Annotated in this window: 23 protein-coding genes and 1 pseudogene; 7 read left to right on the top strand and 17 right to left on the bottom strand. The window is 58.5% G+C overall.

The genetic code is table 11. From position 1 onward, the window contains the following. Positions 1-157: 157 nt before the first annotated feature. Positions 158-1045, top strand: a pseudogene (locus AB4P90_RS01110) (LLM class flavin-dependent oxidoreductase); the annotation flags it as partial. Between the two features lie 166 nt (positions 1046-1211). Here AB4P90_RS01110 and AB4P90_RS01105 read toward each other — a convergent pair. The 6 genes from AB4P90_RS01105 to AB4P90_RS01080 all read right to left on the bottom strand — a co-directional run bounded on the left by AB4P90_RS01105 (position 1212) and on the right by AB4P90_RS01080 (position 4356). Continuing rightward, positions 1212-2468: an HD-GYP domain-containing protein gene (locus AB4P90_RS01105; protein ID WP_395605577.1), complete on the bottom strand. Its 1257-nt coding sequence runs from the start codon at positions 2466-2468 to the stop codon at positions 1212-1214. Between the two features lie 117 nt (positions 2469-2585). After that, on the bottom strand, positions 2586-2966 hold the full coding sequence (locus tag AB4P90_RS01100; RefSeq protein ID WP_001054412.1) for a hypothetical protein: 381 nt from the start codon (positions 2964-2966) through the stop codon (positions 2586-2588). Further along, complete coding sequence (locus tag AB4P90_RS01095) at positions 2963-3289, bottom strand: hypothetical protein (protein ID WP_000091614.1); 327 nt, start codon at positions 3287-3289, stop codon at positions 2963-2965. The genes AB4P90_RS01100 and AB4P90_RS01095 overlap by 4 nt, the downstream gene beginning before the upstream one ends. Positions 3290-3312: 23 nt before the next feature. Then, entirely contained in the window at positions 3313-3648 is a 336-nt protein-coding gene (locus tag AB4P90_RS01090) for a hypothetical protein (protein WP_000741275.1), read from the bottom strand. 14 nt (positions 3649-3662) lie between these two features. Continuing rightward, positions 3663-3998 carry a helix-turn-helix domain-containing protein gene (locus AB4P90_RS01085; RefSeq protein ID WP_001172026.1) on the bottom strand — a complete coding sequence of 112 codons (336 nt, stop codon included), beginning with the start codon at positions 3996-3998 and terminating at the stop codon, positions 3663-3665. Further along, positions 3979-4356: a type II toxin-antitoxin system RelE/ParE family toxin gene (locus tag AB4P90_RS01080; RefSeq protein ID WP_033955292.1), complete on the bottom strand. Its 378-nt coding sequence runs from the start codon at positions 4354-4356 to the stop codon at positions 3979-3981. The genes AB4P90_RS01085 and AB4P90_RS01080 overlap by 20 nt, the downstream gene beginning before the upstream one ends. Positions 4357-4547: 191 nt before the next feature. Here AB4P90_RS01080 and AB4P90_RS01075 point away from each other — a divergent pair, with 191 nt between their 5' ends. The 3 genes from AB4P90_RS01075 (at position 4548) to AB4P90_RS01065 (ending at position 9245) form a co-directional block, all read left to right on the top strand. Further along, on the top strand, positions 4548-5150 hold the full coding sequence (locus AB4P90_RS01075) for a recombinase family protein (RefSeq protein ID WP_010465829.1): 603 nt from the start codon (positions 4548-4550) through the stop codon (positions 5148-5150). Beyond that, positions 5134-8163 carry a Tn3 family transposase gene (locus AB4P90_RS01070; protein ID WP_024015041.1) on the top strand — a complete coding sequence of 1010 codons (3030 nt, stop codon included), beginning with the start codon at positions 5134-5136 and terminating at the stop codon, positions 8161-8163. The genes AB4P90_RS01075 and AB4P90_RS01070 overlap by 17 nt, the downstream gene beginning before the upstream one ends. Before the next feature lie 236 nt (positions 8164-8399). After that, positions 8400-9245, top strand: coding sequence for an AraC family transcriptional regulator (locus AB4P90_RS01065; protein WP_003464995.1), 846 nt, complete (start codon positions 8400-8402; stop codon positions 9243-9245). Between the two features lie 29 nt (positions 9246-9274). On the opposite strand, the gene AB4P90_RS01060 is transcribed toward AB4P90_RS01065, so the two are convergent. The 3 genes from AB4P90_RS01060 to istA all read right to left on the bottom strand — a co-directional run bounded on the left by AB4P90_RS01060 (position 9275) and on the right by istA (position 12876). Then, a complete protein-coding gene (locus AB4P90_RS01060) occupies positions 9275-9793 on the bottom strand; it encodes a YkgB family protein (RefSeq protein ID WP_003464991.1) in 519 nt (172 codons plus the stop codon). Between the two features lie 795 nt (positions 9794-10588). Further along, positions 10589-11344 carry an IS21-like element ISPpu23 family helper ATPase IstB gene (gene istB / locus AB4P90_RS01055; RefSeq protein WP_046622600.1) on the bottom strand — a complete coding sequence of 252 codons (756 nt, stop codon included), beginning with the start codon at positions 11342-11344 and terminating at the stop codon, positions 10589-10591. A gap of 17 nt (positions 11345-11361) precedes the next feature. After that, positions 11362-12876, bottom strand: coding sequence for an IS21-like element ISPpu23 family transposase (istA, locus tag AB4P90_RS01050; protein ID WP_058167704.1), 1515 nt, complete (start codon positions 12874-12876; stop codon positions 11362-11364). A 274-nt stretch (positions 12877-13150) separates the two neighbouring features. Here istA and sdhC point away from each other — a divergent pair, with 274 nt between their 5' ends. Continuing rightward, positions 13151-13525: a succinate dehydrogenase, cytochrome b556 subunit gene (sdhC, locus tag AB4P90_RS01045; RefSeq protein ID WP_005005993.1), complete on the top strand. Its 375-nt coding sequence runs from the start codon at positions 13151-13153 to the stop codon at positions 13523-13525. Positions 13526-14385: 860 nt separating this feature from the next. Here sdhC and AB4P90_RS01040 read toward each other — a convergent pair. From AB4P90_RS01040 to AB4P90_RS01020, 5 genes are all read right to left on the bottom strand, one after another. Continuing rightward, positions 14386-14652 carry a hypothetical protein gene (locus AB4P90_RS01040; protein WP_003464988.1) on the bottom strand — a complete coding sequence of 89 codons (267 nt, stop codon included), beginning with the start codon at positions 14650-14652 and terminating at the stop codon, positions 14386-14388. A gap of 169 nt (positions 14653-14821) precedes the next feature. Beyond that, positions 14822-15103, bottom strand: coding sequence for a DUF427 domain-containing protein (locus AB4P90_RS01035; RefSeq protein WP_003464986.1), 282 nt, complete (start codon positions 15101-15103; stop codon positions 14822-14824). A gap of 67 nt (positions 15104-15170) precedes the next feature. Further along, the gene (gene grxC, locus AB4P90_RS01030; RefSeq protein ID WP_005005995.1) at positions 15171-15443 is read right to left on the bottom strand and encodes a glutaredoxin 3; all 273 of its coding nucleotides are present in this window, start codon (positions 15441-15443) and stop codon (positions 15171-15173) included. 453 nt (positions 15444-15896) lie between these two features. Beyond that, positions 15897-16643, bottom strand: a complete 747-nt coding sequence (locus AB4P90_RS01025; protein ID WP_002118292.1) for a ferredoxin reductase — start codon at positions 16641-16643, stop codon at positions 15897-15899. Next, on the bottom strand, positions 16636-17238 hold the full coding sequence (locus AB4P90_RS01020) for a sulfite oxidase-like oxidoreductase (RefSeq protein WP_003464980.1): 603 nt from the start codon (positions 17236-17238) through the stop codon (positions 16636-16638). Before AB4P90_RS01020 ends, AB4P90_RS01025 begins: the two co-directional genes overlap by 8 nt. Before the next feature lie 467 nt (positions 17239-17705). On the opposite strand from AB4P90_RS01020, the gene AB4P90_RS01015 reads away from it, so the two are divergent. After that, the gene (locus AB4P90_RS01015; RefSeq protein WP_003464979.1) at positions 17706-18176 is read left to right on the top strand and encodes a hypothetical protein; all 471 of its coding nucleotides are present in this window, start codon (positions 17706-17708) and stop codon (positions 18174-18176) included. A 325-nt stretch (positions 18177-18501) separates the two neighbouring features. On the opposite strand, the gene AB4P90_RS01010 is transcribed toward AB4P90_RS01015, so the two are convergent. From AB4P90_RS01010 to AB4P90_RS01000, 3 genes are all read right to left on the bottom strand, one after another. Then, positions 18502-18795: a DUF1330 domain-containing protein gene (locus AB4P90_RS01010; protein WP_010591688.1), complete on the bottom strand. Its 294-nt coding sequence runs from the start codon at positions 18793-18795 to the stop codon at positions 18502-18504. A gap of 58 nt (positions 18796-18853) precedes the next feature. Then, a complete protein-coding gene (locus tag AB4P90_RS01005) occupies positions 18854-19285 on the bottom strand; it encodes a heme-binding protein (RefSeq protein WP_005006001.1) in 432 nt (143 codons plus the stop codon). Between the two features lie 72 nt (positions 19286-19357). Further along, complete coding sequence (locus tag AB4P90_RS01000; protein WP_002118279.1) at positions 19358-20371, bottom strand: zinc-binding alcohol dehydrogenase family protein; 1014 nt, start codon at positions 20369-20371, stop codon at positions 19358-19360. A gap of 75 nt (positions 20372-20446) precedes the next feature. On the opposite strand from AB4P90_RS01000, the gene AB4P90_RS00995 reads away from it, so the two are divergent. Then, positions 20447-20614, top strand: coding sequence for a hypothetical protein (locus tag AB4P90_RS00995; RefSeq protein ID WP_016487060.1), 168 nt, complete (start codon positions 20447-20449; stop codon positions 20612-20614). Positions 20615-20697 lie beyond the last annotated feature (83 nt).

The following is a 20697-nucleotide window of genomic DNA, read 5'->3' as shown; positions in this document are numbered from 1 at the left end:
AAGTTCACTTGTAAGAAAAACCTAGTGATTAAGTAGGAAATTTGGCGGTTACTATTGAATCTCGGGTATATGCCCTCATTGCATAGGGTATGCACATGCAGCGGCAGGTTTTAGCTCGTTTAAAAAAGCCTGTACGCCCTATTGGAGAAGCAGGCTGATGAAATCGCTGTCCGACGTAAAATTCTCGACCCTTGACCTCGTGCCCGTGCGCGCCGACGGCAACCCGGCGCAGTCCCTGCGTAATTCCCTGGACCTGGCCCAGCATGTGGAGAAGTTCGGTTACCACCGTTTCTGGGTAGCCGAGCACCACAATATGGACGGTATCGCCAGTTCGGCTACCTCGGTACTGCTCGGTTACCTGGCAGGCGGCACCTCGACCATTCGCGTGGGTTCCGGCGGGGTGATGCTGCCTAACCACGCGCCACTGGTGATCGCCGAGCAGTTCGGCACCCTGGAAAGCCTCTACCCTGGCCGTATCGACCTGGGCCTGGGGCGCGCCCCCGGTTCCGACCAGATGACCGCCCGCGCCCTACGCCGTGAGCGCTCCGGCAGTGCCGATGACTTCCCCGAAGATGTGGCCGAGCTGATGGCCTACTTGGGCCCGCGTACGCCCGACCAACGGGTTATCGCGGTACCGGGCACCGGCACCAATGTGCCAGTGTGGCTGCTGGGTTCAAGCCTGTTCAGCGCGCAATTGGCCGGTGAGCGTGGCTTGCCTTACGCCTTCGCCTCCCATTTCGCGCCGCGCCTGATGCACGAAGCAATTCGCGTGTACCGCAATCACTTCAAGCCTTCGGCGGTGCTGGACAAGCCCTACGTGATGCTCGGCATTCCGCTGGTGGCCGCGGACACCGATGAGCAGGCCGATTACCTAGCCACCTCGGTGTACCAGCGTATTCTCGCGTTGATGCGCGGCCAGAGCCTGGTGCAGCGCCCTCCAGTAAAAACCATGGACGGCCTGTGGTTGCCTCACGAAAAAGACGCGGTGGGCAGCTTCCTCGGCCTGGCCATGGTGGGCAGCCCGGCGAAGATTCGCGGCAAGCTGGGGATGTAAGCCGGAACCCCAGAAATTTCCGTCACCCTAGTTGGGTGGGCTCAACACTCGTGTCACCAGCTACCTTCTGGAGAATCGAGCTCGGCCATCCCTCCCTGGACGGGCATCGCTCGACGATGTTCAACGGCTCCCTCACGGGGCCGTCGTTTTGTGGGGGCTATTCCATCCACAAGTCGTCGAGGTTCTTGAAGTTCCAGAGCGTCGGGTCTTCGGGGCCAGTGATACTGTCCTTGCAACTCGTGGCCGCCAGGTCGATGGTCTGCATCGGGATCGGCTCTCTCGAGCGTAGCGAGAAGAACACGCGAACCTTGGGAGTCAGCAGTGATTCCATTCCCGGCTCAACGACAACGGCCAGACGCTGAGAGGACAGGCGAACCAAGGAGCCGACGGGGTAGATGCCCACGGCCTTGACGAAGGCGTGGAAGATGCGTTTGTCGAAATGGCCCTCCCACTTGGCCATCTGCCGCATCGCCGCGGACGGGTCCCACGGCTTTTTGTAGGCTCGCTCCGACGTCACGGCATCATAGACGTCGCAGATTGCGCCCATGCGGGCCAGGAGTGAAATGGCGTCACCGGCCAAGCGATCCGGGTAGCCGGTTCCGTCGATCTTCTCGTGATGGTGCAGGGCAATGTCCACCACCCCGGGCTCGGCCCCGCCTGCGCGCAGCATCTTTGCGCCCTCCACAGGGTGGCGCTTCATGATGGCGAACTCGGCATCGGTGAGCTTGCCTGGTTTGTTAAGCACTTCCAGCGGCATCGCGGCCTTGCCTAGGTCGTGCATCAGTCCGCCGATGCCAGCCAGGCGCGTTTGCTCCTCGTCTAGATCGAGATGCCGGGCCAGCGATAGCATCAGGGCGCAGACGGCAACCGAGTGCAGGTAGGTGTAATCGTCGTGCGTTTTGATGCGTGCGACGCTGATGAGGGCATGAGGTTGGCGCAGCACCGAGGCAGCGATTTCTCCGACCAGCGGCAACGTCGTGCTTGGGTCGACGGCCTTGCCAAGCCGGGCTTCCTGGAACATGTCCATGACTTGGGACTTGGCCGCAAGACAGAGTTTCCGTGCATAACACATTTCGCTCTCCATTGAGGTTGCGCCGTCACTTTTCTTGCTTAGTGGACTAGACGGCAGAGATTGCTCCTCCGACAATTCTCTGGGCTCTGGGCTCTGGGCTCTGGGCTCTGGGCTCTCTGGGCTCTCTGGGCTCTCTGGGCTCTCTGGGCTCTCTGGGTCGACTTGGCTTTTGGCCAAGTCGACCCAGACCTCCCCGACGCCACATTCTCGAATGGCAGAGAGATCCTGAGGCTCGGTCAGCAGGAAGCTGCCGCGCCAGAATGGGTGTCGAACCCAAGAGCCGGCGAGCTTGTGGATGTACATGCCGAGACGAAGCTCGGATACGGGAATGCGTTTTACCAACTTATTTTCCTTTCTGAGTTGGGTGGTTAGGCGTGCGCCGAGGCTGGCACCCAGCGGTAGAGCGGAGGTAAGGTCACGCCAAGATTCTTGGATCAGCCGGAACCGCCGAAATTTCCGTCAGCCGATCAACATGGCTTTGTCTCGCGCTCGGTCGATGCGTTCCTGCATCGCCTGCATGACTTCTTCGTGGGTGTACGACTTGGCGTTGGGGTCGTCGGCCTCTCGGAGAGCTTCCTCGACCTCGCGGGTCATCCGCGCATATTCTTCCGGCCACAGCGCTTGCTCCATGCGCAGCGACGCCTGCCCAAGCAGGTGCAGCAGGCCGAACAGCCGCATGTCATTGGTGGCGACGACGTGCTCTCGAATCCGCTCCTGGATCACCTCGCAGGCCCGATGCGCCTCTGGCGTCGCCGTGCCCTCGTAGCCGGCTGGGAGTTCTGCTTCTTCAGCGATTCGCGCCCAAGCGATAGCCAGCGCCTCGATGGTGGACAGGTTCATTTGCTCATCCACTTGCGCAGCAGACGCTTTTTCAGGGAGGCGCGCTCTTGCGGATTGCGTCCCTTGTGGTTGGCAATGCGATCCGCCGTGGCGGCCTGGCGCTTGATGGGCCAGTAGGAGCGGCCATCCTTACCCATCGACCAGACGTTGCTGACCTGGTTTTCCAGTAGAGGCAGATGGGCGCATAGAGCTTCCGGCGACGCGCTGGCCAGCGCGGTGCGCTCGTGAGTTCGCCAGCGCTGATGCCAGAGTTTCTTGTCCTCGCGCTCGCTACGGCAGGTCGTGTGCCCAACGATGGGCGTTTTGCGGCGGCTGCGGCTCATGATGTGGTTGTCTCCAAGAACATTCAGGACAGGCTTTCTGGGTAGAGCGCCGTCAACCGGGACAGGGTTTCTTGCACTTGTTCCAGCGAGGTCATCAGATGATCAACCTGATCCTGAAGATCCACGGCGAGATCAAATAGCTCAGCCACTCGGCTGCGTGATCCCTCGTTGAACGCGGCCATTGCCAGTTGATGCAGCTTCAACAGGTCGGTGCGCAGTTGCGGAGGTGCGCCGTCTGCGCTGTCATTCAAATCGCCGCGCAGCACGTCCACGGCATCGACTGCACGCAGCAGTGCCGTGGTATCGAAATTCTCGGGAGTCAGTTCGTCCCATTCGTCGTCGGTGATGCGGGCTGCCATCAGGAGAGCTCCGATTAAGCGGTTGCGAGCGTTAGATGCCCGATCGGCTCGGCTGCTGGCCGTACCTTGATTTCGATGTCGTAGCCGAGGCGATTCAGACAATCCATCAGCTTGCGTTCGGATAGATTGGTGAAGTCGCCGCGCATCATGCCCGACACCTTCGGTTGCGGGATGCCCATGCGTTTGGCCGCCGCTTGTTGAGTCAGCCCAAGGGCGCGCATGGCCCTCCTGATCTCGACCACCAGGCCGGTCTTGATCTTGAGCTTTTCAGCGTCAGGCAGTCCAAGGTCGGCAAAGACGTTGCCCGAGCTGCGCTGAACCTCGACGCCTTCAATAATTCGTTTTTGCATTTCGTAGCTCCTGTGCCAATACCTCGGCCACCTTCAGCCGAGCGCGGATGATGTCCATGTCGGCCTTTGGCGTGGCGATTCCGCTCTTGCTCTTCTTCTGGAAGCAGTGCAGGACGAACACCGCTTCCGCAAACTTGACCGTGTATACCGCTCGATAGGTGCCGCCGGCATCGTCTTCGACGACCTCCAGCACGCCGGCACCACCGAACCCCTTGAGCACCTTTGCTGCGTCATCCTGATCGCCTATCTGCGCCAACGAGAGCGCGTAACCGAAACGGCGACGCACGTCGGACGGCAACGCCATCAAATCCTTGTGGCTGCTCGCGATCCATTCGAGCGGTTTTTCTTTGTTTGTCATGACGGAATTTTATACCTGTTCAGGTAATGATGTAAACGCGGCAACCTCAAGGAGGTGTCGTAAAACATTTGTTTTGCGACAGGCTGTCAGCCGCCGCTGTGCTACCTGTGCAACACCCCCTCAAAAATGTACGGAAAACTCTATCGCTATTCACTATTATGCGGAAACCTGTTTTTGATGGTTATCCGCCTATGTTGGTTGGCTACATGCGCGTGTCGTCGGACTCCGACCGCCAGAGCACGGACTTGCAGCGCGACGCGCTGCTCGCCGCCGGCGTCGATCCGCGTCACCTGTTTGAGGATCGTGCCTCTGGCGCGAAGGATGACCGTGCCGGCTTGGCGCGGGCGCTTGAGTTCGTTCGAGCCGGCGATGTGCTGGTGGTGTGGAAACTCGACCGGCTCGGTCGCTCGCTGTCGCACCTGCTCGCCATTGTGACTTCGCTCAAGGACAAGCGGGTGGCGTTCCGCTCGCTGACAGAGAACCTGGACACTACGACGCCCTCGGGCGAATTCCTGTTCCAGGTGTTCGGTGCGCTCGCGCAGTACGAGCGCGCCTTGATTCAGGAGCGCGTCGTCGCGGGCTTGGCCGCCGCACGCAAACGCGGCCGGATCGGCGGCCGGCCGCAGGCGATCACTGGTGAGAAGCTGGACGCCATCGTCGCCGCGCTCGATGGCGGCATGTCTAAGGCGGCGGTGTGCCGCAACTTCAATGTCAAGCGCACTACGTTGATCGAAACATTGACGCGAGCAGGTTGGCGTGGTGCGGGAAGGACGGTCGATGAGCAACAAGAATAAGCTACTCACCGTCTTTTCTGACGCAGAGCAGGAAGCCTTGTACGGCCTACCGGACTTCGACGATGCTCAGCGGCTGGAATACCTGGCGTTGGCCGAATCTGAACTGGCGTTCGCCAGCAGCCGGCCTAGCCTGCAGGCCCAAGTCTATTGCGTCTTGCAGATCGGCTACTTCAAGGCCAAGCATGCTTTCTTCCGCTTCGATTGGCATGAGGTCGAGGACGATTGCGCCTTCGTGCTGAGTCGCTATTTCCACGGCGAAGCGTTCGAACGCAAGGCGATCACCAAGCATGAGCACTACAGCCAGAGGGGTCAGATCGCCGAACTGTTCGGCTACCGGTCGTGGGCGGCTAGCTTCCTGCCGCAACTGGCACAGCAGGCTGAACAGATCGTGCGGCGCGACGTAATGCCAGGATTCGTGGCCGCCGAACTGATCGTTTGGCTCAGCGAGCACAAAATCATCCGGCCCGGCCACACCACCTTACAAGAGCTGGTCAGTGAAGCCCTGTCCACCGAACGCAGGCGCTTGGGCGGCTTGCTGGCAGAAGTGTTGGACGAATCGGCCAAAGCTGCGCTGGGCCAGCTCCTGGTGCGTGACGACACCCTGTCTCAACTGGCAGCGCTCAAGCAGGACGCTAAAGATTTCGGCTGGCGTCAGATGGCAGGGGAGCGCGAGAAGCGCGCCACGCTGAAGTCCTTGCACGGGATCGCCAAGGCGCTGCTGCCCAAGCTCGGCATCTCGCAGCAGAACCTGCTGTACTACGCGAGCCTGGCGAACTTCTATACCGTCCATGACCTGCGCCACCTGAAGGCGGAGCAGACCCGGCTCTACCTGCTGTGCTATGCCTGGGTACGTTACCGGCAGCTCACCGACAACCTGGTCGACGCGATGGCCTTCCACATGAAAAAACTTGAGGACGAGAGCCGCACGGGTGCGAAACAGTCCTTTGTCGCCGAACAGCTGCGACGCCATCAGGAAACGCCGCAGGTTGGCCGCCTGCTGTCGCTGTACGTGGACGACAGCGTGGCCGATCCGACGCCGTTCGGCGAGGTGCGCCAACGCGCCTACAAAATCATGTCCAGGGAATTGCTGCAAAACACGGCGCAGCGCATGAGCGTCAAGCCACTGAACAAACTGGCGCTGCACTGGCAGGCGGTGGACGGCCTGGCCGAACGCATTCGACGCCATCTACGGCCGCTGTACGTCGCGCTCGACTTCGCCGGCACGGCCCCCGATAACCCATGGCTCGCGGCGCTGACTTGGGCCAAGAGCGTGTTCGCCAAGCAGCAGCGCCTATCACAACGGCCACTCGACGAATGTCCGGCGGCAACGCTGCCGAAACGCTTGCGTCCGTACCTGCTAATGTTCGATGCCGAAGGCACGCCGACAGGCCTGCATGCCGATCGTTACGAATTCTGGCTTTACCGTCAGGTCAGGAAACGCTTCCAGGCGGGCGAGCTCTACATTGACGATAGCTTGCAGCACCGGCATTTGTCCGACGAGTTGGTTTCGATGGACGAGAAAGCCGCCGTGCTCGCGCAGATGGACATCCCCTTCCTGCGGCAGCCGGTCAGTGCCCAGCTCGATGCACTGGCGACCGAGTTGCGTGCGCAATGGGTGGCGTTCAATCGCGAGCTGAAACAGGGCAAGCTGACGCACCTGGAATACGACAAGGACACGCAGAGACTGACCTGGCGCAAGCCCAAGGGGGAGAACCAGAAGGCGCGCGAGCAAGCTCTCTACGAGCAACTGCCATACTGCGATGTCGCCGACGTGTTTCGCTTCGTCAACGGCCAGTGCCAGTTCCTGTCGGCGCTGACACCATTGCAGCCACGCTATGCGAAGAAGGTAGCCGACGCCGACAGTCTGATGGCGGTGATCATTGCCCAAGCCATGAACCACGGCAACCAGGTTATGGCACGTACCAGCGACATCCCGTACCACGTCCTGGAGAGTACCTACCAGCAGTACCTGCGCCAGGCGACGCTACATGTGGCCAACGATTGCATCAGCAACGCCATCGCCGCACTGCCGATCTTCCCGCATTACTCGTTCGACCTCGATTCGTTGTACGGTGCCGTTGATGGGCAGAAATTCGGCGTCGAGCGACCAACTGTGAAGGCGCGCTACTCGCGCAAATATTTCGGCCGCGGCAAGGGCGTCGTCGCCTACACGCTGCTGTGCAATCACGTGCCGTTGAACGGCTACCTGATAGGCGCACACGAGTACGAGGCTCACCACGTGTTCGACATCTGGTACCGCAACACGTCGGACATCGTGCCGAGCGCGATCACCGGCGACATGCACAGCATCAACAAGGCCAACTTCGCCATCCTGCACTGGTTCGGACTTCGTTTCGAGCCGCGCTTCACCGACCTCGACGACCAGTTGCAGGAGCTGTATTGCGCCGATGATCTGGCATTGTACGAGAAATGCCTGATCCGGCCGGCTGGCCAGATCGACCGGCAACTCATCGTCGGTGAGAAGGCGAACATCGACCGAATCGTCGCCACACTGGGCCTGAAGGAAATGACGCAGGGCACGCTGATCCGCAAGCTGTGCACCTATACGGCGCCGAACCCGACGCGGCGCGCAATCTTCGAGTTCGACAAGCTCATCCGCAGTATCTACACACTGCGCTACCTGCGCGACCCGCAACTGGAGCGTAATGTTCACCGCTCGCAGAACCGCATTGAGTCCTATCACCAGCTACGCTCGACCATCGCCCAAGTCGGTGGGAAGAAGGAATTGACCGGCCGCACCGACATCGAAATCGAGATCAGCAACCAGTGCGCCAGGCTGATCGGCAACGCGATCATCTTCTACAACTCGGCGATCCTGTCCCTGCTGCTGACGAAGTACGAGGCAGCTGGCAATGCCAAGGCGCTGGCGTTGATCACGCAGATGTCGCCAGCGGCCTGGCGGCACATCCTGCTGAACGGGCATTACACCTTCCAGACTGACGGCAAGTTCATCGACCTGGATGCGCTCGTGGCGGGACTGGAGCTGGGCTGACGGAAATTTCTGGGATTCCGGCGTACAACCCCGTAAAATAGAAGAGTGAGCACTTGATTTGCTGGTGCTTTCAAACAACGGTGTTGTTTTTTTAACAGCCGAACTGGAAAGGGAGGCTGAGCTGCTCAGTGATCACTTTATCCGTTGGCTGATTTACGCCGGCATGTTCGCTACAGGCACTGAACGACAACGCAGATGGTATGGTCTGTGCGTTCTGACTCGTCAAGGATCGGCCAATGGATCGTTTGTCTAATTTGCTCTCGCGGTTCGGCGTGCGGGCCAATCTGTTCTATGACGGCGACCTATGCGGCTCTGCATCTTACGATGGCGCCGAGCGGCGAGGTTATATCCATCTGCTTCAGGCCGGCAGCGTGACGTTGCTTGGTCCCGATCGCAAGGATTTGCAGCTCACTCGCCCTAGCTTGATTTTTATGCCACGCCCCGCCAAGCATCAATTGTTTGCGGGTGAGTCCGATGGCGCAAAGTTGTTGTGTGCTTCCATGGAGTTTGAGGGCGGAATTGATAATCCTTTGTCGGCTTCATTACCGGACTGTTTGGTGCTCGCACTCGATGATCTGCCCATGCTGGCAGACACGTTGGAGTGGATGTTTGCCGAGGCGGCAAATGTGCATTGTGGAAGGGAAGCCGCGCTTGAGCGCTTATTTGAGCTCCTAATCATTCTGTTGCTCCGTTACCTGCTCGATCATCACCAGTTGCGCACCGGAATGATGGCTGGACTGGCCGACATGCGGCTTGCCCGATCGCTTTTACAGATGCACAACTCCCCGGAACATGCCTGGTCAATAGCAGAGCTGGCCAGTGAGTCAAATATGTCACGCGCTGCGTATGCCGTGCATTTCAAGAGTGTCATCGGACAGACGCCTGCTGATTATTTGTTGAGTTGGCGAGTTAGCCTGGCTCAGAAGCTGATGCGAGAAGGGCGCTCGATTACGCTGATTGCAGCTCAAGTCGGCTACGAAAGTCCTTCGGCGCTGTCTCGCGCATTTAGACGCAAGACGGGGTTGAGCCCTCGTGACTGGTTGAAAGATCTGGCGGGGGAAAATGATGGCAAAAAGGCCTAAGGCATTACTGCCTTAAGCCATTGAAAAAATTATGCATTAATTTTACGTTTTTCCAGTTCAACCAGCGAATGGCCTGCCACAAATATCGAAACAGCAAGCAACCCTAAGTCTTTAAGCAGAAACTGACCTGGCGCAACGGAAATCGCCGGAAACCCTAAACTAGGCTCAATGACGCCCGGAGTGGAAAACATAAAGCTAAGGGTTGTGAAGAACAGGCCTGCAGACAGAGCGCCTCCTACCACGGATAGTTTGGGCGACAGCATGCGGCCTGCGATCAGAGTGCCGATCGAAATCTCTAGTATGCCGAGCAGGCTGGAGAACATGTCGACCGAAAAAATGCTATACACCCATCCCAAAAGCGGGCTGTTGCTCACCAGTGGAACCAGGCCCTCGGCCTCGTAGTGGGTAAATTTCATGCCGCCGAACCAGAAGTAAATAATAGCGAGAGCCAAGTACGCGCCATAGATACCTAGCCCCATAGTTTTGGTTCCAAGCGTTAAGTGGGCCTGTACGCTGGACTTCGAGTTTTCAATGCCTATGGTTTTCATGTCTGAGCTTCCAGTAGTGAGTGAGAGTGTGTTGGCTGCCGAACGCCGTATGCGTTGGCGATGAGATTATTATGGCTGGCATCTCTAATCAAGAGGCATCAGAAAGTATTGATTTCAGTGCAGATCGTCTTGGGCGGTGCAATTCGCGATGAAGGGATCGCCGTGGAGAGCGATGAGTGCACTATTTCGATAAAGGAGTCGTTTTACATAGGTCGATGAAGCGCGTTGCGGCATCGCCTACTGTCATTTCTCAAATCTGACTATGGGGCTTGGGGCGAAGGGCGGCACTGACTAGGCTTAGAACAGCTACCAACTAGCCGCGCGGCCGCGATGCACAAAGAATGGTAACTGAGCCGTGAGTGCGGTGGGCGCCCGCATTTATTTCCAAACCCTACAGATACATCGATCTTCGACTTCAACCGGGCAGATAGCTGTTGCAGCAAGCCTATCAATCGACTTTGACGTGTTAAAGAGGATAGGTTTTCCAGGGTTGGGGAACAGCATGCCCTGCAGAACGACACACGTCACTTTTGTTAAATTAATAAGCTAGCTACCTATTGGGCATAACCTTGCAATTTGCTTCAATTTACGCACATGCACTTGCGACCTCAAAATGCAACGTAAGCCCCGAATATCTCCATTATTGTCGCCGCCAGCCTTAGTTACATGCGGATTCCACGCCATCCGGCCACCCAGTCCGCTCTCATCTGGCCAGGCATTCCACGGCCATCTGGCCACCTGTTCCACGGCCATCCGGCCGGGCAGTCGGAGCGCAGCGACGCAGGGGGGGCATTGTTAGTCTGAGGTGCCCGGTGTCGTCAATTTCTTCGTCTGTTTGCGCATCGACTCACCCTTGAGGTTGATCCGATAAGCGTTGTGCACCAGGCGGTCGAGGATGGCGTCGGCCAGAGTCGGATCACCGATCAGTTCGTGCCAGTTGTCCACTGGCATTTGGCTGGTCACGATGGTCGAGCGCTGGCCGTAGCGGTCGTCCAGTAGCTCCAGCATGTCGCGGCGCTGTTCCGCGTTGAACGGGGCCAGACCCCAGTCATCAAGGATCAGCAGGTCGGTCTTGGCATAGCCGCTCATCAGCTTGGCGAAGCGCCCGTCGCCGTGGGCTAGGCCCAACTCTTCCAACAGGCGCGGCAAGCGCAGGTAACGCACGCTGTAACCCTCTCGGCAGGCCTGGTGGGCCAGGGCGCAGGCCAGCCAGGTCTTACCGACGCCAGTCGGGCCGTTGATAATCAGGTTGAGTCCGTCGCGTAACCACTGACCGCTGCTCAGCTGGAGGATCAGCGCCTTGTCGAGTCCGCGCGGGCTGCGGTAGTCGATGTCTTCGAGGCAGGCGTTGTGCTTGAGCCGGGCCTGACGCAGGCGGCTGCTGAGGCGCTTGTCGTCGCGCTCGGTCAGTTCGCGGTCGACCAACAGGCCGAGGCGTTCCACGAAGCTCAGGCTGTCGATGTCGGGGGTTTTCAGTTGCTCGGCGAGTGCCTTGAGCATGCCGGTCAGGCGCAGGGTCTGGAGCTTGTCCAAGGTCGGATGGGGCAGCATGGTGGGATTCCTTGTGTTCAGTGGTAGTAGCCGGGGCCGCGCAGGTTGGCGTGGTCGTCCGGCAGCAGGGGCAGGTGCTGCTGGGCCAGCGGCAGGTTTTCCAGCCCCTGGCGCAGGATCGATTCGAGGCTCTTGTAGCTGCACGCGCCGAGGCTGAGGGCGCGTCGGCAGGCCAGCTCCAAGCGCACTTCGCCATGGGTCTTGCCCAGGCGCAGGATGCCCAGGCAGGCCCGGTAGCCTTGGGTTGGGTGGATGCGCCGTTCGAGGATGTGGCTGATCACGCCGGCGGTGTGCGGCCCGGTCTGCTCGGCCCAGCGGATCAACCGTTGCGGCGTCCACTCGGCATGCTCGCGATGGCTCTTGGGCATGTGCTCGGTCTGTGTGCTATGCCGGCCCTTGTGTGGCGAGCGCAGGTGGCTGGCCACCCGCTGGTTGGCGTGGAAGCACTCGACGGTGCGCGCCGTCAGCCGTACTTCCAGCTGTTTCTTCACCAACTGGTAGGGCACTGAGTAGTAATGCCCATCGACCTCGACGTGATAGTCGATATGCACGCGCGCCTTCTTCCACTCGGCATAGACGTAGGGCTGCTCCGGCAGTGGGCTCAGCGCTGGACGATCCAGGGCTTCGAAGGCCGAGTGCCGGGAGCCCGGCAGCTTGCGAAACGGTCGTCGGTTGAGCCGCTCCAGCAATAAGGCGATGGCGCTGTTGAGTTCGTCCAGGGAGAAGAACTGGCGGTTCCTCAGCGCGGCGAGGATCCAGCGCTCGACCACCTGCACGCCGACCTCAGCCTTAGCCTTGTCGCGCGGCTTACGCGCCCGCGCCGGCACCACCGCCACGCCATAGTGCTCGGCCAGATCGCGGTAGCTCGGGTTGATGTCCGGCTCGTAGCGATGGCTCTTACTCACCGCGCTTCGCAGGTTGTCCGGCACCACGATTTCCGGCACGCCGCCGAGAAAGGCGAAGCAGCGGACATGGGAGCCCAGCCAGTCCGGTAACTGCTGCGACCAAGTGGCTTCGGCGAAGGTGTAGCTGGACGCGCCAAGCACCGCGACGAACACCTGCGCCTGGCGGATCTCGCCGCTGTGGCGGTCGATCACCGGCACCGTCTGCCCGGCGTAGTCGACAAACAGCTTCTCACCGACGCGATGCTCCTGGCGCATCACCACGTCCAGCTTGCCCTGCCAGGCTCGGTAGTGCTCGCAGAACCAGCTGTACTGAAAGCCTTTCGGCTGGCTCAGGCGATACTCCTGCCAGAGCAGCGCCAAGGTCACGCCCGGCCGGCGTAGCTCGGCATGCACCCAAGACCAATCGGGCAATGGCCGTTGCTCGCTGGGCACCGCAGGGGGCGGTGGGAACAGTTGCTGCTCCAGCTCGGAATCGGACAACGAACAGGGCCAGGCTAGACCGCTGGCGGCAAAGCGGTTGAGGTAATCGCCGACAGTGACACGACCGATCTGCACGCTGACGGCAATCTGGCGAGCCGATAGCCCGACCTCGAACTTGAGACGAAGTACTTCGCGAATCTTACGCATGGATAAACGCTCCACGACGACCTCTCTGCTTCGAAAAAGAGGTCGATGGTAGTGAAGAAATCCTGCGTTACTGCCTGCCCGGTTGAGTGGCCGGATGACCGTGGAATCAGTGGTCGGATACGCGTGGAATGGGTGGCCGGATCACCGTGGAATCGGTGGTCAGATGCTTATGGAATGGGTGGCCAGATGACCGTGGAATCCGCAAGTTACAGCTGCTATGATGAATGAGATCGAAAACTGAAATCCCCCACTAGAATTGTTGACTGGAGTCAAAATGAATAAAAAGCGGCCGGTTAATCTTGATATTCGAACCATTCAGCTTCCTCTCACGGCGCTTACATCGATTCTGCACCGGATTTCAGGAATTATGCTCTTTATTTTTCTGGGACTGATACTGTATATGCTGAGCAAATCGTTGGAGTCAGAAAAGGGTTTTAATGAAGTCAAGGAGATTTTTTCTTCACCTTTCGGCAAAGTTAGTTTCTGGTTGGTATACTCTTCATTTATTTATCATCTCGTAGCCGGAATTCGACACCTAGTTATGGATGTGGGTGTTGGTCATACTTTGAAAGGCAGCAATCGCGCCTCTACTATTGTTTTAGTAGTGTCGGGTGTTTTAATGGTTGCTGGCGCCGTATGGATTTGGTAGCTGTGGAGTCGTAATGCGTATTTACAAGGACTAAAAGCGTCCTTTAAAGCTAACTTACGAAAGTATTTATAATCGACGGTTCACGCTTAAACGGTTGAATCCTTTCGGGCTTCCGAATAGCTGTTAGCTGAAAGCTATCATGAGCTAAGTTTTCTGTGCATCATCAAATGTGTTAATGGGAGCGCCATAGTACTAGGTACAAATATGGCTCTAGGACAATGTTAGATGTTTTGGATTTTGAGGCGGATCGCTCTTATCGAAGATCGTCTAATTCGCTCTGAAGCGCAGGTTTTTTGAAACTATCACCTGGTTGGCACACTGTGCGAATCAACATCAGATATGAGAAAGCCAATCAGGTGAACACTACCCTCGAGGGCTCATCTGTCCAGTTAAAGCCTCGAGTCTTTCTGGGTGCGCAAAAGACAAGAAGGTTATATGGGAAAATTATGAGGCCTGGATACCATGCGTCATGGGCGTGCCGATGCTGTGAGTGACAGAGCGAGAAGCAAGTGAAAGTCCCTGAAGTAGGGGCGGGATGCGCCCGAGTGGCATTTTTTGTCTTAAGGTAGATCGCGTAGCTGTTCTTCAGAATAATCTTCAGAGCGTTGACGACAGCCATCGCTGTGCATTCCTCAAGAATAGAATGTGTCGGAAGGGTGGCGTCATTGGTGTTAGTCATCGCTTAGGATTTCTCAATCTGGCTTACACGGGCGCCTGTACCGATATCCCCGCGGATGGCGACGTATCGATGTTGAATTCCTCGCCAGACGAAGTGCAATGAGCTGCGGCTATAGGCTTGCGCAGCCTTAGATAGCCGGCCGTCGCAGGCGCGCCGGTTGGCCGGGATCTTCTTCTGCCCGTCAGGTGTCCGGTCGGAACTCCAGCACGAACGCTACGACCTTTTCGGCGGACATTTCGCACGGCTTCAACAATGTCCTATCTGATGTAACGCGGAAGAGGTTGAAGCTGACAATGTCAGTCCCGTCCAACTCCCTGGCGAACAGACTGTTGCGACGTCCGTCCCCAGATCGCCGGACGATCAAGCTGAAACGCCGGCCTTCATAAGTCCCTTCTCTGTATCCCTCCGCAAGCTTCGCGAAAGCGGCATCGAACTCGGAATGCTCCATGTCATCCATCCTTATTGATAGAACAGAGGCGCGGCGGGTGCGAGACCGCCAGTGCCGGGTCGCGCTAAGGTGCCGGGCAGATTCCTGCAGCCGACGAGGCCCGGGGTGGGCAGGATAATTGAGATGTCGGCGCCCGCATGGCTATCAGCGAAGTCGTCCGTCCAGTCTGCTAGGCAACGTCCACGCCTTTCCAGAAAGCGATGTAATCCCGGATACCCTCGGCATCCGGAGTGGGGGCGGGATAGGTCCAAGCGGCGTTCACGTTGAGCGCGTCACCCGCGCGAACATGAAAGAAGCGCGCGGCGCCTTTGATCGGACAGACAGATGTGTGCGGGCTCATCTCAAGCAGGCTCAGGTCGACTCCTGACGGTGGGAAGTAGTGATTTCCCTCGACGATGACTGTTTCGTCGCTTGTGGCGATAGTAGTGTCTTTCCAGATGGCTGAGACCAACGGACTCTCCTTTTGTATTCATCAACCGGCGAAGGCTCGCGGGCTGCCTGCCCCAAGCCGCACCTCCTCAGGTGGCAGGCGGGTTGCGCCCGAGAAGTTTGTCGAGCTCGCCTCTGACATCGAGCGCGAATAGCTCATCGGAGCCACCGATAAGGGTGCCATTGATGAAGATCTGCGGCACGGAGCTTCGCCCCGACGCTTCCGCCATGGCCTGCCGGTGAGCCGGATCCGCCTCAATATCGAGCTCCTTCCATCGCACGCCCTTTTCCTTGAGGAGCGCCTTCGCTCGGCGGCAGAACGGGCACCAATTCGTGGTGTACAGCAATACATCAGTTGTCATATTGCATCTCCGGCAGTTGCACGCGGATCGCTGTCATGGCGTTGATCTCCAATTCGCGGCGTTCAAAGATGGCGACTGCACCTTGGCCGACATCGGAGCAGATGCTGACGATTGGCCGCTATCCAGGCGACATGGCCCAAAGTGCTTTCACCGCCAGGCAGAGGCCGCACGCGCCTCCTGTAGCGCCGAGCCGATGCTCTAAGGTAACCGAGCCTCGATTGGGACGGAAGCGGTCCCGCTCGAATCGCCCATCATGCTGGTCGAGCATATCAGGACGACGGATAGTGCAGGAACTTTCAAATTGAGCTTGATGTCGAGCCAGGTATCGCGAGCGAAGGCGTTCTAGAGGCCGGGGGGTACGAAGACTGTGTTCGGCAAAACGGTTCACGTTGATCGCCAAAGCTTCCCAGGGCGCACGTCTACGATCGGCGCGACGTGAGATAGCTCGCGCCGCTAGCCCCCGTAGCGCTCCGTCTTGATGATGGAGGCGTCCAAGCCCGCCAGCAGCGCGCTATCGGTTGCGATGTTGACGAATCCGTTAGACCCGCAGACGAACACTTGCGTCGGCTTTCCCTGAAGCCTGGTTAGAATTTCTTGGACCATCATGCCGTCGATCCGTCGCGCAAAGTCCGATGCGCGAACCGGTTTCTCGCGCGTAATCGCGAGCGCCAGGACGAACGCCGGATCGCTGATTTCGATGCAATGAAGTTCTTCTGAGAAGAGAACGTCCTCGGCGGTTCGTGCGGACAGGAGCAACGCTGTCGGAACGGCTTGGGCCAATGCGCGGCGCTGCCGGATCATTGCCATCAACGGCACGAGGCCGGAGCCTCCCCCGATCAACAGAACCGGATCTATGGCAGGCTCAGGCCAAAGGAAATGGCCACCGAGCGGACCGCGAACTTCGATTTCGTCACCAATCGCCGCGATGTCGTGAAAAAACGGCGAAACTTCGGCATCCGGCATGCGCTCGATAGCTATCTCGACGATCGGGGTCGAAACTGCCGATGACGCGATCGAGTAGCTGCGCATTGCACTGTAGCCGTCGGGCGCGGTCAGCCGGATATCGACGTGCTGACCTGCGGTGTGCGCGAACGGCTTGCTCAACCGAAGGAAGAAGCTCTTGATACTCGGTGTTTGCTGGATGATGTCGTCGATCACGCATGATTGCCACGAACGGACTTGCGCTTCGTTTTCAGTCATGGGTGTATCGTTGTTCGCGCCACGGATCGCCGTAGATGTGATAGCCGTGCAGCTCCCAAAAGCCGGCCTCGTCACGCGTCGTGAATTGCAGCGCATTCACCCATTTGGCGGATTTCCAGAAGTAAAGGTGCGGCACTAGAAGACGCGCCGGCCCCCCATGATCGCGGGAAAGTGGCTTGCCCGCATAACTGAGGGCGACCATCGCTTTCCCGGAAAGCAGATCCGTCAGAGGGACGTTTGTCGAATAATTATCGTAGCAGTGCGCCAAGACGAAATCGGTAGGCCGATCAAGCTCTGCATCTGCAAGGATGTCTTCAATGAGTACACCCTCCCAAACGGTATCCAGTTTGGACCAAGAGGTGACGCAGTGAATATCCTTTGTCACCTGGGTCTTTGGTAGAGTGTTGAATTCGCCCCAATTCCACGTTTTGACGGGCTTCGGACCAATTTTGACTGTGAATTTCCAGTCGGAGGGCTCTACCCTCGGCGTAGGGCCGGCCGACAGAACAGGGAAATCCTCCACCAGATGCTGACCTGGCGGAATCCGATCGGACTGGTCGCCTGAACCGCGACCGGTGAAACCTCTGGTGACCATAGTGACCCCTCTTGCTCGATACGGCAGACCGAAGCCGGCCTTCATTTCAGTACTCTGCGTAAAGCATTTGCCCGCACATCCGCCGAATAAGCCAATCGACTAAAAATCAGATACAGATGCTCTATCATCGTAAAAAATCGCGTATCGAACATAGCGTCAGGCCAGCATGATTCCCAATACCCAATGGCTATAGGGTAGATAACCCCAAGGCTGCGTACGCTGATCTGCGGTATGCGGAGCGGAAGTTGCAGGTTCGCTCTCAAACGGATGGGCAGCGTGCAAAGCTCAAGGCTCACCAGCGCATGGTTGCCCAGTTCGCGCTCGCCGGCAGCTTGAGTATATTAAGGACGAAATGTCGATCTGATCTATTCTGGCTTCAGGAAATAGGGAAAATAAGGTCGGACGTTCGCGCACCGTCGCGACGCGCGATCATCCACTAAGCTTCTGTATCGGGGTTGGAGGATCAGATGAACGAGATCGAACGACAAGCGCCTGAGCTGCGGGTGCAAAAATGGATTGGCAAAGATGGGGAAAGTATCGCGCCGTTCAAACTGTCAGATATCGGGCCCGGCCCGAAAATCTTGTTTGCCTTCCAGCATTGGTGCCAAGGTTGCCATTTGCATGGGTTTCCGACGCTACAAAAGTTGCATGCAGCGTTGAGCTCAAAAGACGTGGGGTTCGCAGTGATCCAGACCGTCTTCGAAGGAACGCATGAGAATACCTTCGAGAAGTTGCGCGTGAACCAGCTCAAGTATGAGCTTCCTATCGTTTTCGGTCACGACGAGCAACCGACCGGCTCGCCGTTTCCAACCTTCATGGAAGACTACCGCACACGAGGAACTCCGTGGTTTACGGTTATCGACGCTGGCGGTAGCATTGTTTTCTCGGACTTCCATCTCGACGCGGAGCGACTAGTGAAGCAACTTGAGCAAGGTTAATCGTTGGAAGGTGGGCAATCATCCTGATTGCCACCCATCCCCTGATGCCCACTACAGGCGTTGCGCGCTGTAACTCTGTTGATCAGCGTGCGAAAACCCGGATCCGGATAGGAGGAGCGTCAACGATTGAATCAATCCGTTGGGAGAGGGCGGCTCCGCTCCGTCAGCTCGGCAATAGATAACCCATTCTCGCCGAGCAACTCTCTGATCCGATCGACGATATGAGCCCCTAGCGCCGCTGTCTTGGTCCCCCCCACAGATTCCCAAGATGCGAGTTCACACGCCGATACCTCGTGGTCAGCGCCGAAGTGCTTCTGTCGGTATGTCACCGCCGCCCTTCAATGATAAAGGCGCGGTAACGGGAACCGGCAAAGCGTTGAGCAGCGATGGTTTGGTAGGCGGGACTGTCATACCAGTCGCGAGCGGCCTGCATCGTCGGGAAACGCAAGATTACGGCCCCTTCGATGGGCGGCCCCTCCAAATGCTGGATCGCGCCATAAGCGGCGAGAAAGGTAACGTCGTGACCATCGAACGATGGTCCGACGCCTGCAGAATAGGTTGCGAGTGCATGTGGGTCGCTGGTTTCTTCCCGCGTAAAGACGACGAACGCTTCCATCATTAGGCCTCTCAAAGGTTGGATCTGTTGGCCATTACCACCGGTGATGGCCTCACAGTCGTCAGGCTGGCAACTGGAACCCGATTTTCATGAGTGCCTCGACGCACGCATCCTGATCCTGCTGATAGTTGCCTCCGGAGATGCCTATGCCGCCGATCAACTTCCCATCCTCCAGAATCGGATAACCGCCGCCGACAGCGACCATCCGAGGGCGATAGGCTAGCGGCGCCACTTTTGGATCGTTGGTCACATAGTCGTTCCAGACATGGGTCGGGAACCCAAACGAGGCGGAACTCCAGGCCTTGTCGATGGCAACATCGACGGTAAGGAACGGCGCATCGTCGGTGCGCTCGAACGCGCGCAGGTTACCGGTGGCGTCGACGACGGCGACGGCAGCCGGGATGCCGATGGCACGGGCCGCAGCGAGCGCCGCGTCGATGAGGGCGACTGCGGTTTCGCGGTTGATCGAGGCGGTGGCAATAGATTTGGTCATGGGATTCTCATCGCTGGGGCATAACCCGTTCGGCTTTTTGAGGTTGGACAAGATGTTTGGCGATCGCGGTCGTTAGAAGCCTTCGAGGACGATCTTGCCTTTAGCCGCGCCACTTTCGATCAGTGCATGCACCGTCTTCAGATTGGCGGCATTGATCGGCGACAGTCGCCGGGTCAGCGTCGTGCGGATTTTGCCGTCGTCAACCAGCGCTGCCATCGCATCCAGAATCTCGCCCTGCTCATTCATGTCGGGCGTGCCGTAGATCGACCGCGTGAACATCAGCTCGTGGTGGATCGACACCGCCTTGCGCTTGAAAACCATGATATCGAATGCCTTGGGATCGTCGATCAGTCCGAACCGTCCTTGTGGGGCGATCAGTTCGGCGATGTCGGCGACATGTTGCTCGGTATGTGTGGTCGAAAAGACGAAAGCGGGAGCACCGATGCCGAGTTCGGCGATCTGTGGCGCGAGCGGACGAGAATGGTCGATGACGTGGTGAGCTCCAAGCCCTCTTACCCACTCTTGGGTTTCCGGTCGAGAGGCTGTGGCGATGACGGTGAGGTCCGTGCGCTGTCGCGCGATCTGGACGGCGATCGACCCAACCCCGCCCGCGCCACCGATGATGAGGATCGCCTCCGCCGCACCGGGTACGGGCTTCGCCACGTCCAGGCGGTCGAACATCGCCTCCCAGGCCGTCAACGTCGTCAGCGGCAGCGCCGCCGCTTCCGCCCAGGAGAGCGACGCAGGTTTGTGACCGACAATCCGGGCGTCGACGAGATGGAACTCCGCATTGGTACCGGGCCGTGTGATCGATCCGGCATAATAGACCTCGTCGCCTAACTCGAACTGCGTGACGTCGGGGCCGACCTCGCGCACAATCCCGGCGGCATCCCATCCCAGCACCTTCCAATCGCCATCTGCCGGCGGCGTGCTGTTGCGGACCTTGTAGTCGACCGGGTTGACCGAGACGGCCTTCACCTCAACCAGGATATCGTATCCTGCAGCGACAGGCCGAGGCAGATTGATGTCGACCAGCGCGGCATCCGCGGCGATGGGTCCCGGAACCTTGTAACCAATGGCTTTCATAAATGTCTCCAGCTTGCTTGATCGGATGACGCGAATGCTCGTTAGTCAACTTCTTCTACATTGAGGTCCCGACTCTTGAACTGGGTCGCGGTAGCAGATTTCATCGAACACGTCGATCAACAGGCCCTTATGCTCGGTCGCCGGATCGGTGATCGCGTAGAGGGTGGAGGCGTTATCGCCATCATCACCGCTTCCGAGGCGAAACGCCGCGTCGACGCAGATGCCGCACGGACCGATGGTTGATCCTGGCTCGAGATCGACGAGATTGCTGTCCTTGACGCGCTATTCGCGGTCTTAGCCCTTGGCGATGAAGGACTGAACTGCTT

This window comes from Pseudomonas sp. B16120 (genome assembly GCF_044218845.1).
In the GTDB taxonomy this organism is placed as follows: domain Bacteria; phylum Pseudomonadota; class Gammaproteobacteria; order Pseudomonadales; family Pseudomonadaceae; genus Aquipseudomonas; species Aquipseudomonas paracarnis.
The sequence above is the reverse complement of the archived record's forward strand: the minus strand, read 5'-3'. Positions and strand labels throughout refer to the sequence as shown.

Bases quoted from the DNA above. Each gene is read 5' to 3' on its own strand.
- AB4P90_RS01075 (WP_010465829.1), top strand. From the start codon at position 4,548: ATGTTGGTTGGCTACATGCGCGTGTCGTCGGACTCCGACCGCCAGAGC.
- AB4P90_RS01005 (WP_005006001.1), bottom strand. From the start codon at position 19,285: ATGACCAAATCTATTGCCACCGCCTCGATCAACCGCGAAACCGCAGTC.
- sdhC (WP_005005993.1), top strand. From the start codon at position 13,151: ATGAATAAAAAGCGGCCGGTTAATCTTGATATTCGAACCATTCAGCTT.
- AB4P90_RS01070 (WP_024015041.1), top strand. From the start codon at position 5,134: ATGAGCAACAAGAATAAGCTACTCACCGTCTTTTCTGACGCAGAGCAG.
- AB4P90_RS01025 (WP_002118292.1), bottom strand. From the start codon at position 16,643: ATGACTGAAAACGAAGCGCAAGTCCGTTCGTGGCAATCATGCGTGATC.
- AB4P90_RS01010 (WP_010591688.1), bottom strand. From the start codon at position 18,795: ATGATGGAAGCGTTCGTCGTCTTTACGCGGGAAGAAACCAGCGACCCA.
- grxC (WP_005005995.1), bottom strand. From the start codon at position 15,443: ATGACAACTGATGTATTGCTGTACACCACGAATTGGTGCCCGTTCTGC.
- AB4P90_RS01095 (WP_000091614.1), bottom strand. From the start codon at position 3,289: ATGAGCCGCAGCCGCCGCAAAACGCCCATCGTTGGGCACACGACCTGC.
- AB4P90_RS01015 (WP_003464979.1), top strand. From the start codon at position 17,706: ATGAACGAGATCGAACGACAAGCGCCTGAGCTGCGGGTGCAAAAATGG.
- AB4P90_RS01085 (WP_001172026.1), bottom strand. From the start codon at position 3,998: ATGCAAAAACGAATTATTGAAGGCGTCGAGGTTCAGCGCAGCTCGGGC.
- AB4P90_RS01060 (WP_003464991.1), bottom strand. From the start codon at position 9,793: ATGAAAACCATAGGCATTGAAAACTCGAAGTCCAGCGTACAGGCCCAC.
- istA (WP_058167704.1), bottom strand. From the start codon at position 12,876: ATGCGTAAGATTCGCGAAGTACTTCGTCTCAAGTTCGAGGTCGGGCTA.
- AB4P90_RS01065 (WP_003464995.1), top strand. From the start codon at position 8,400: ATGGATCGTTTGTCTAATTTGCTCTCGCGGTTCGGCGTGCGGGCCAAT.
- AB4P90_RS01020 (WP_003464980.1), bottom strand. From the start codon at position 17,238: ATGGTCACCAGAGGTTTCACCGGTCGCGGTTCAGGCGACCAGTCCGAT.
- AB4P90_RS01100 (WP_001054412.1), bottom strand. From the start codon at position 2,966: ATGAACCTGTCCACCATCGAGGCGCTGGCTATCGCTTGGGCGCGAATC.
- istB (WP_046622600.1), bottom strand. From the start codon at position 11,344: ATGCTGCCCCATCCGACCTTGGACAAGCTCCAGACCCTGCGCCTGACC.
- AB4P90_RS01040 (WP_003464988.1), bottom strand. From the start codon at position 14,652: ATGGAGCATTCCGAGTTCGATGCCGCTTTCGCGAAGCTTGCGGAGGGA.
- AB4P90_RS01090 (WP_000741275.1), bottom strand. From the start codon at position 3,648: ATGGCAGCCCGCATCACCGACGACGAATGGGACGAACTGACTCCCGAG.
- AB4P90_RS01000 (WP_002118279.1), bottom strand. From the start codon at position 20,371: ATGAAAGCCATTGGTTACAAGGTTCCGGGACCCATCGCCGCGGATGCC.
- AB4P90_RS01080 (WP_033955292.1), bottom strand. From the start codon at position 4,356: ATGACAAACAAAGAAAAACCGCTCGAATGGATCGCGAGCAGCCACAAG.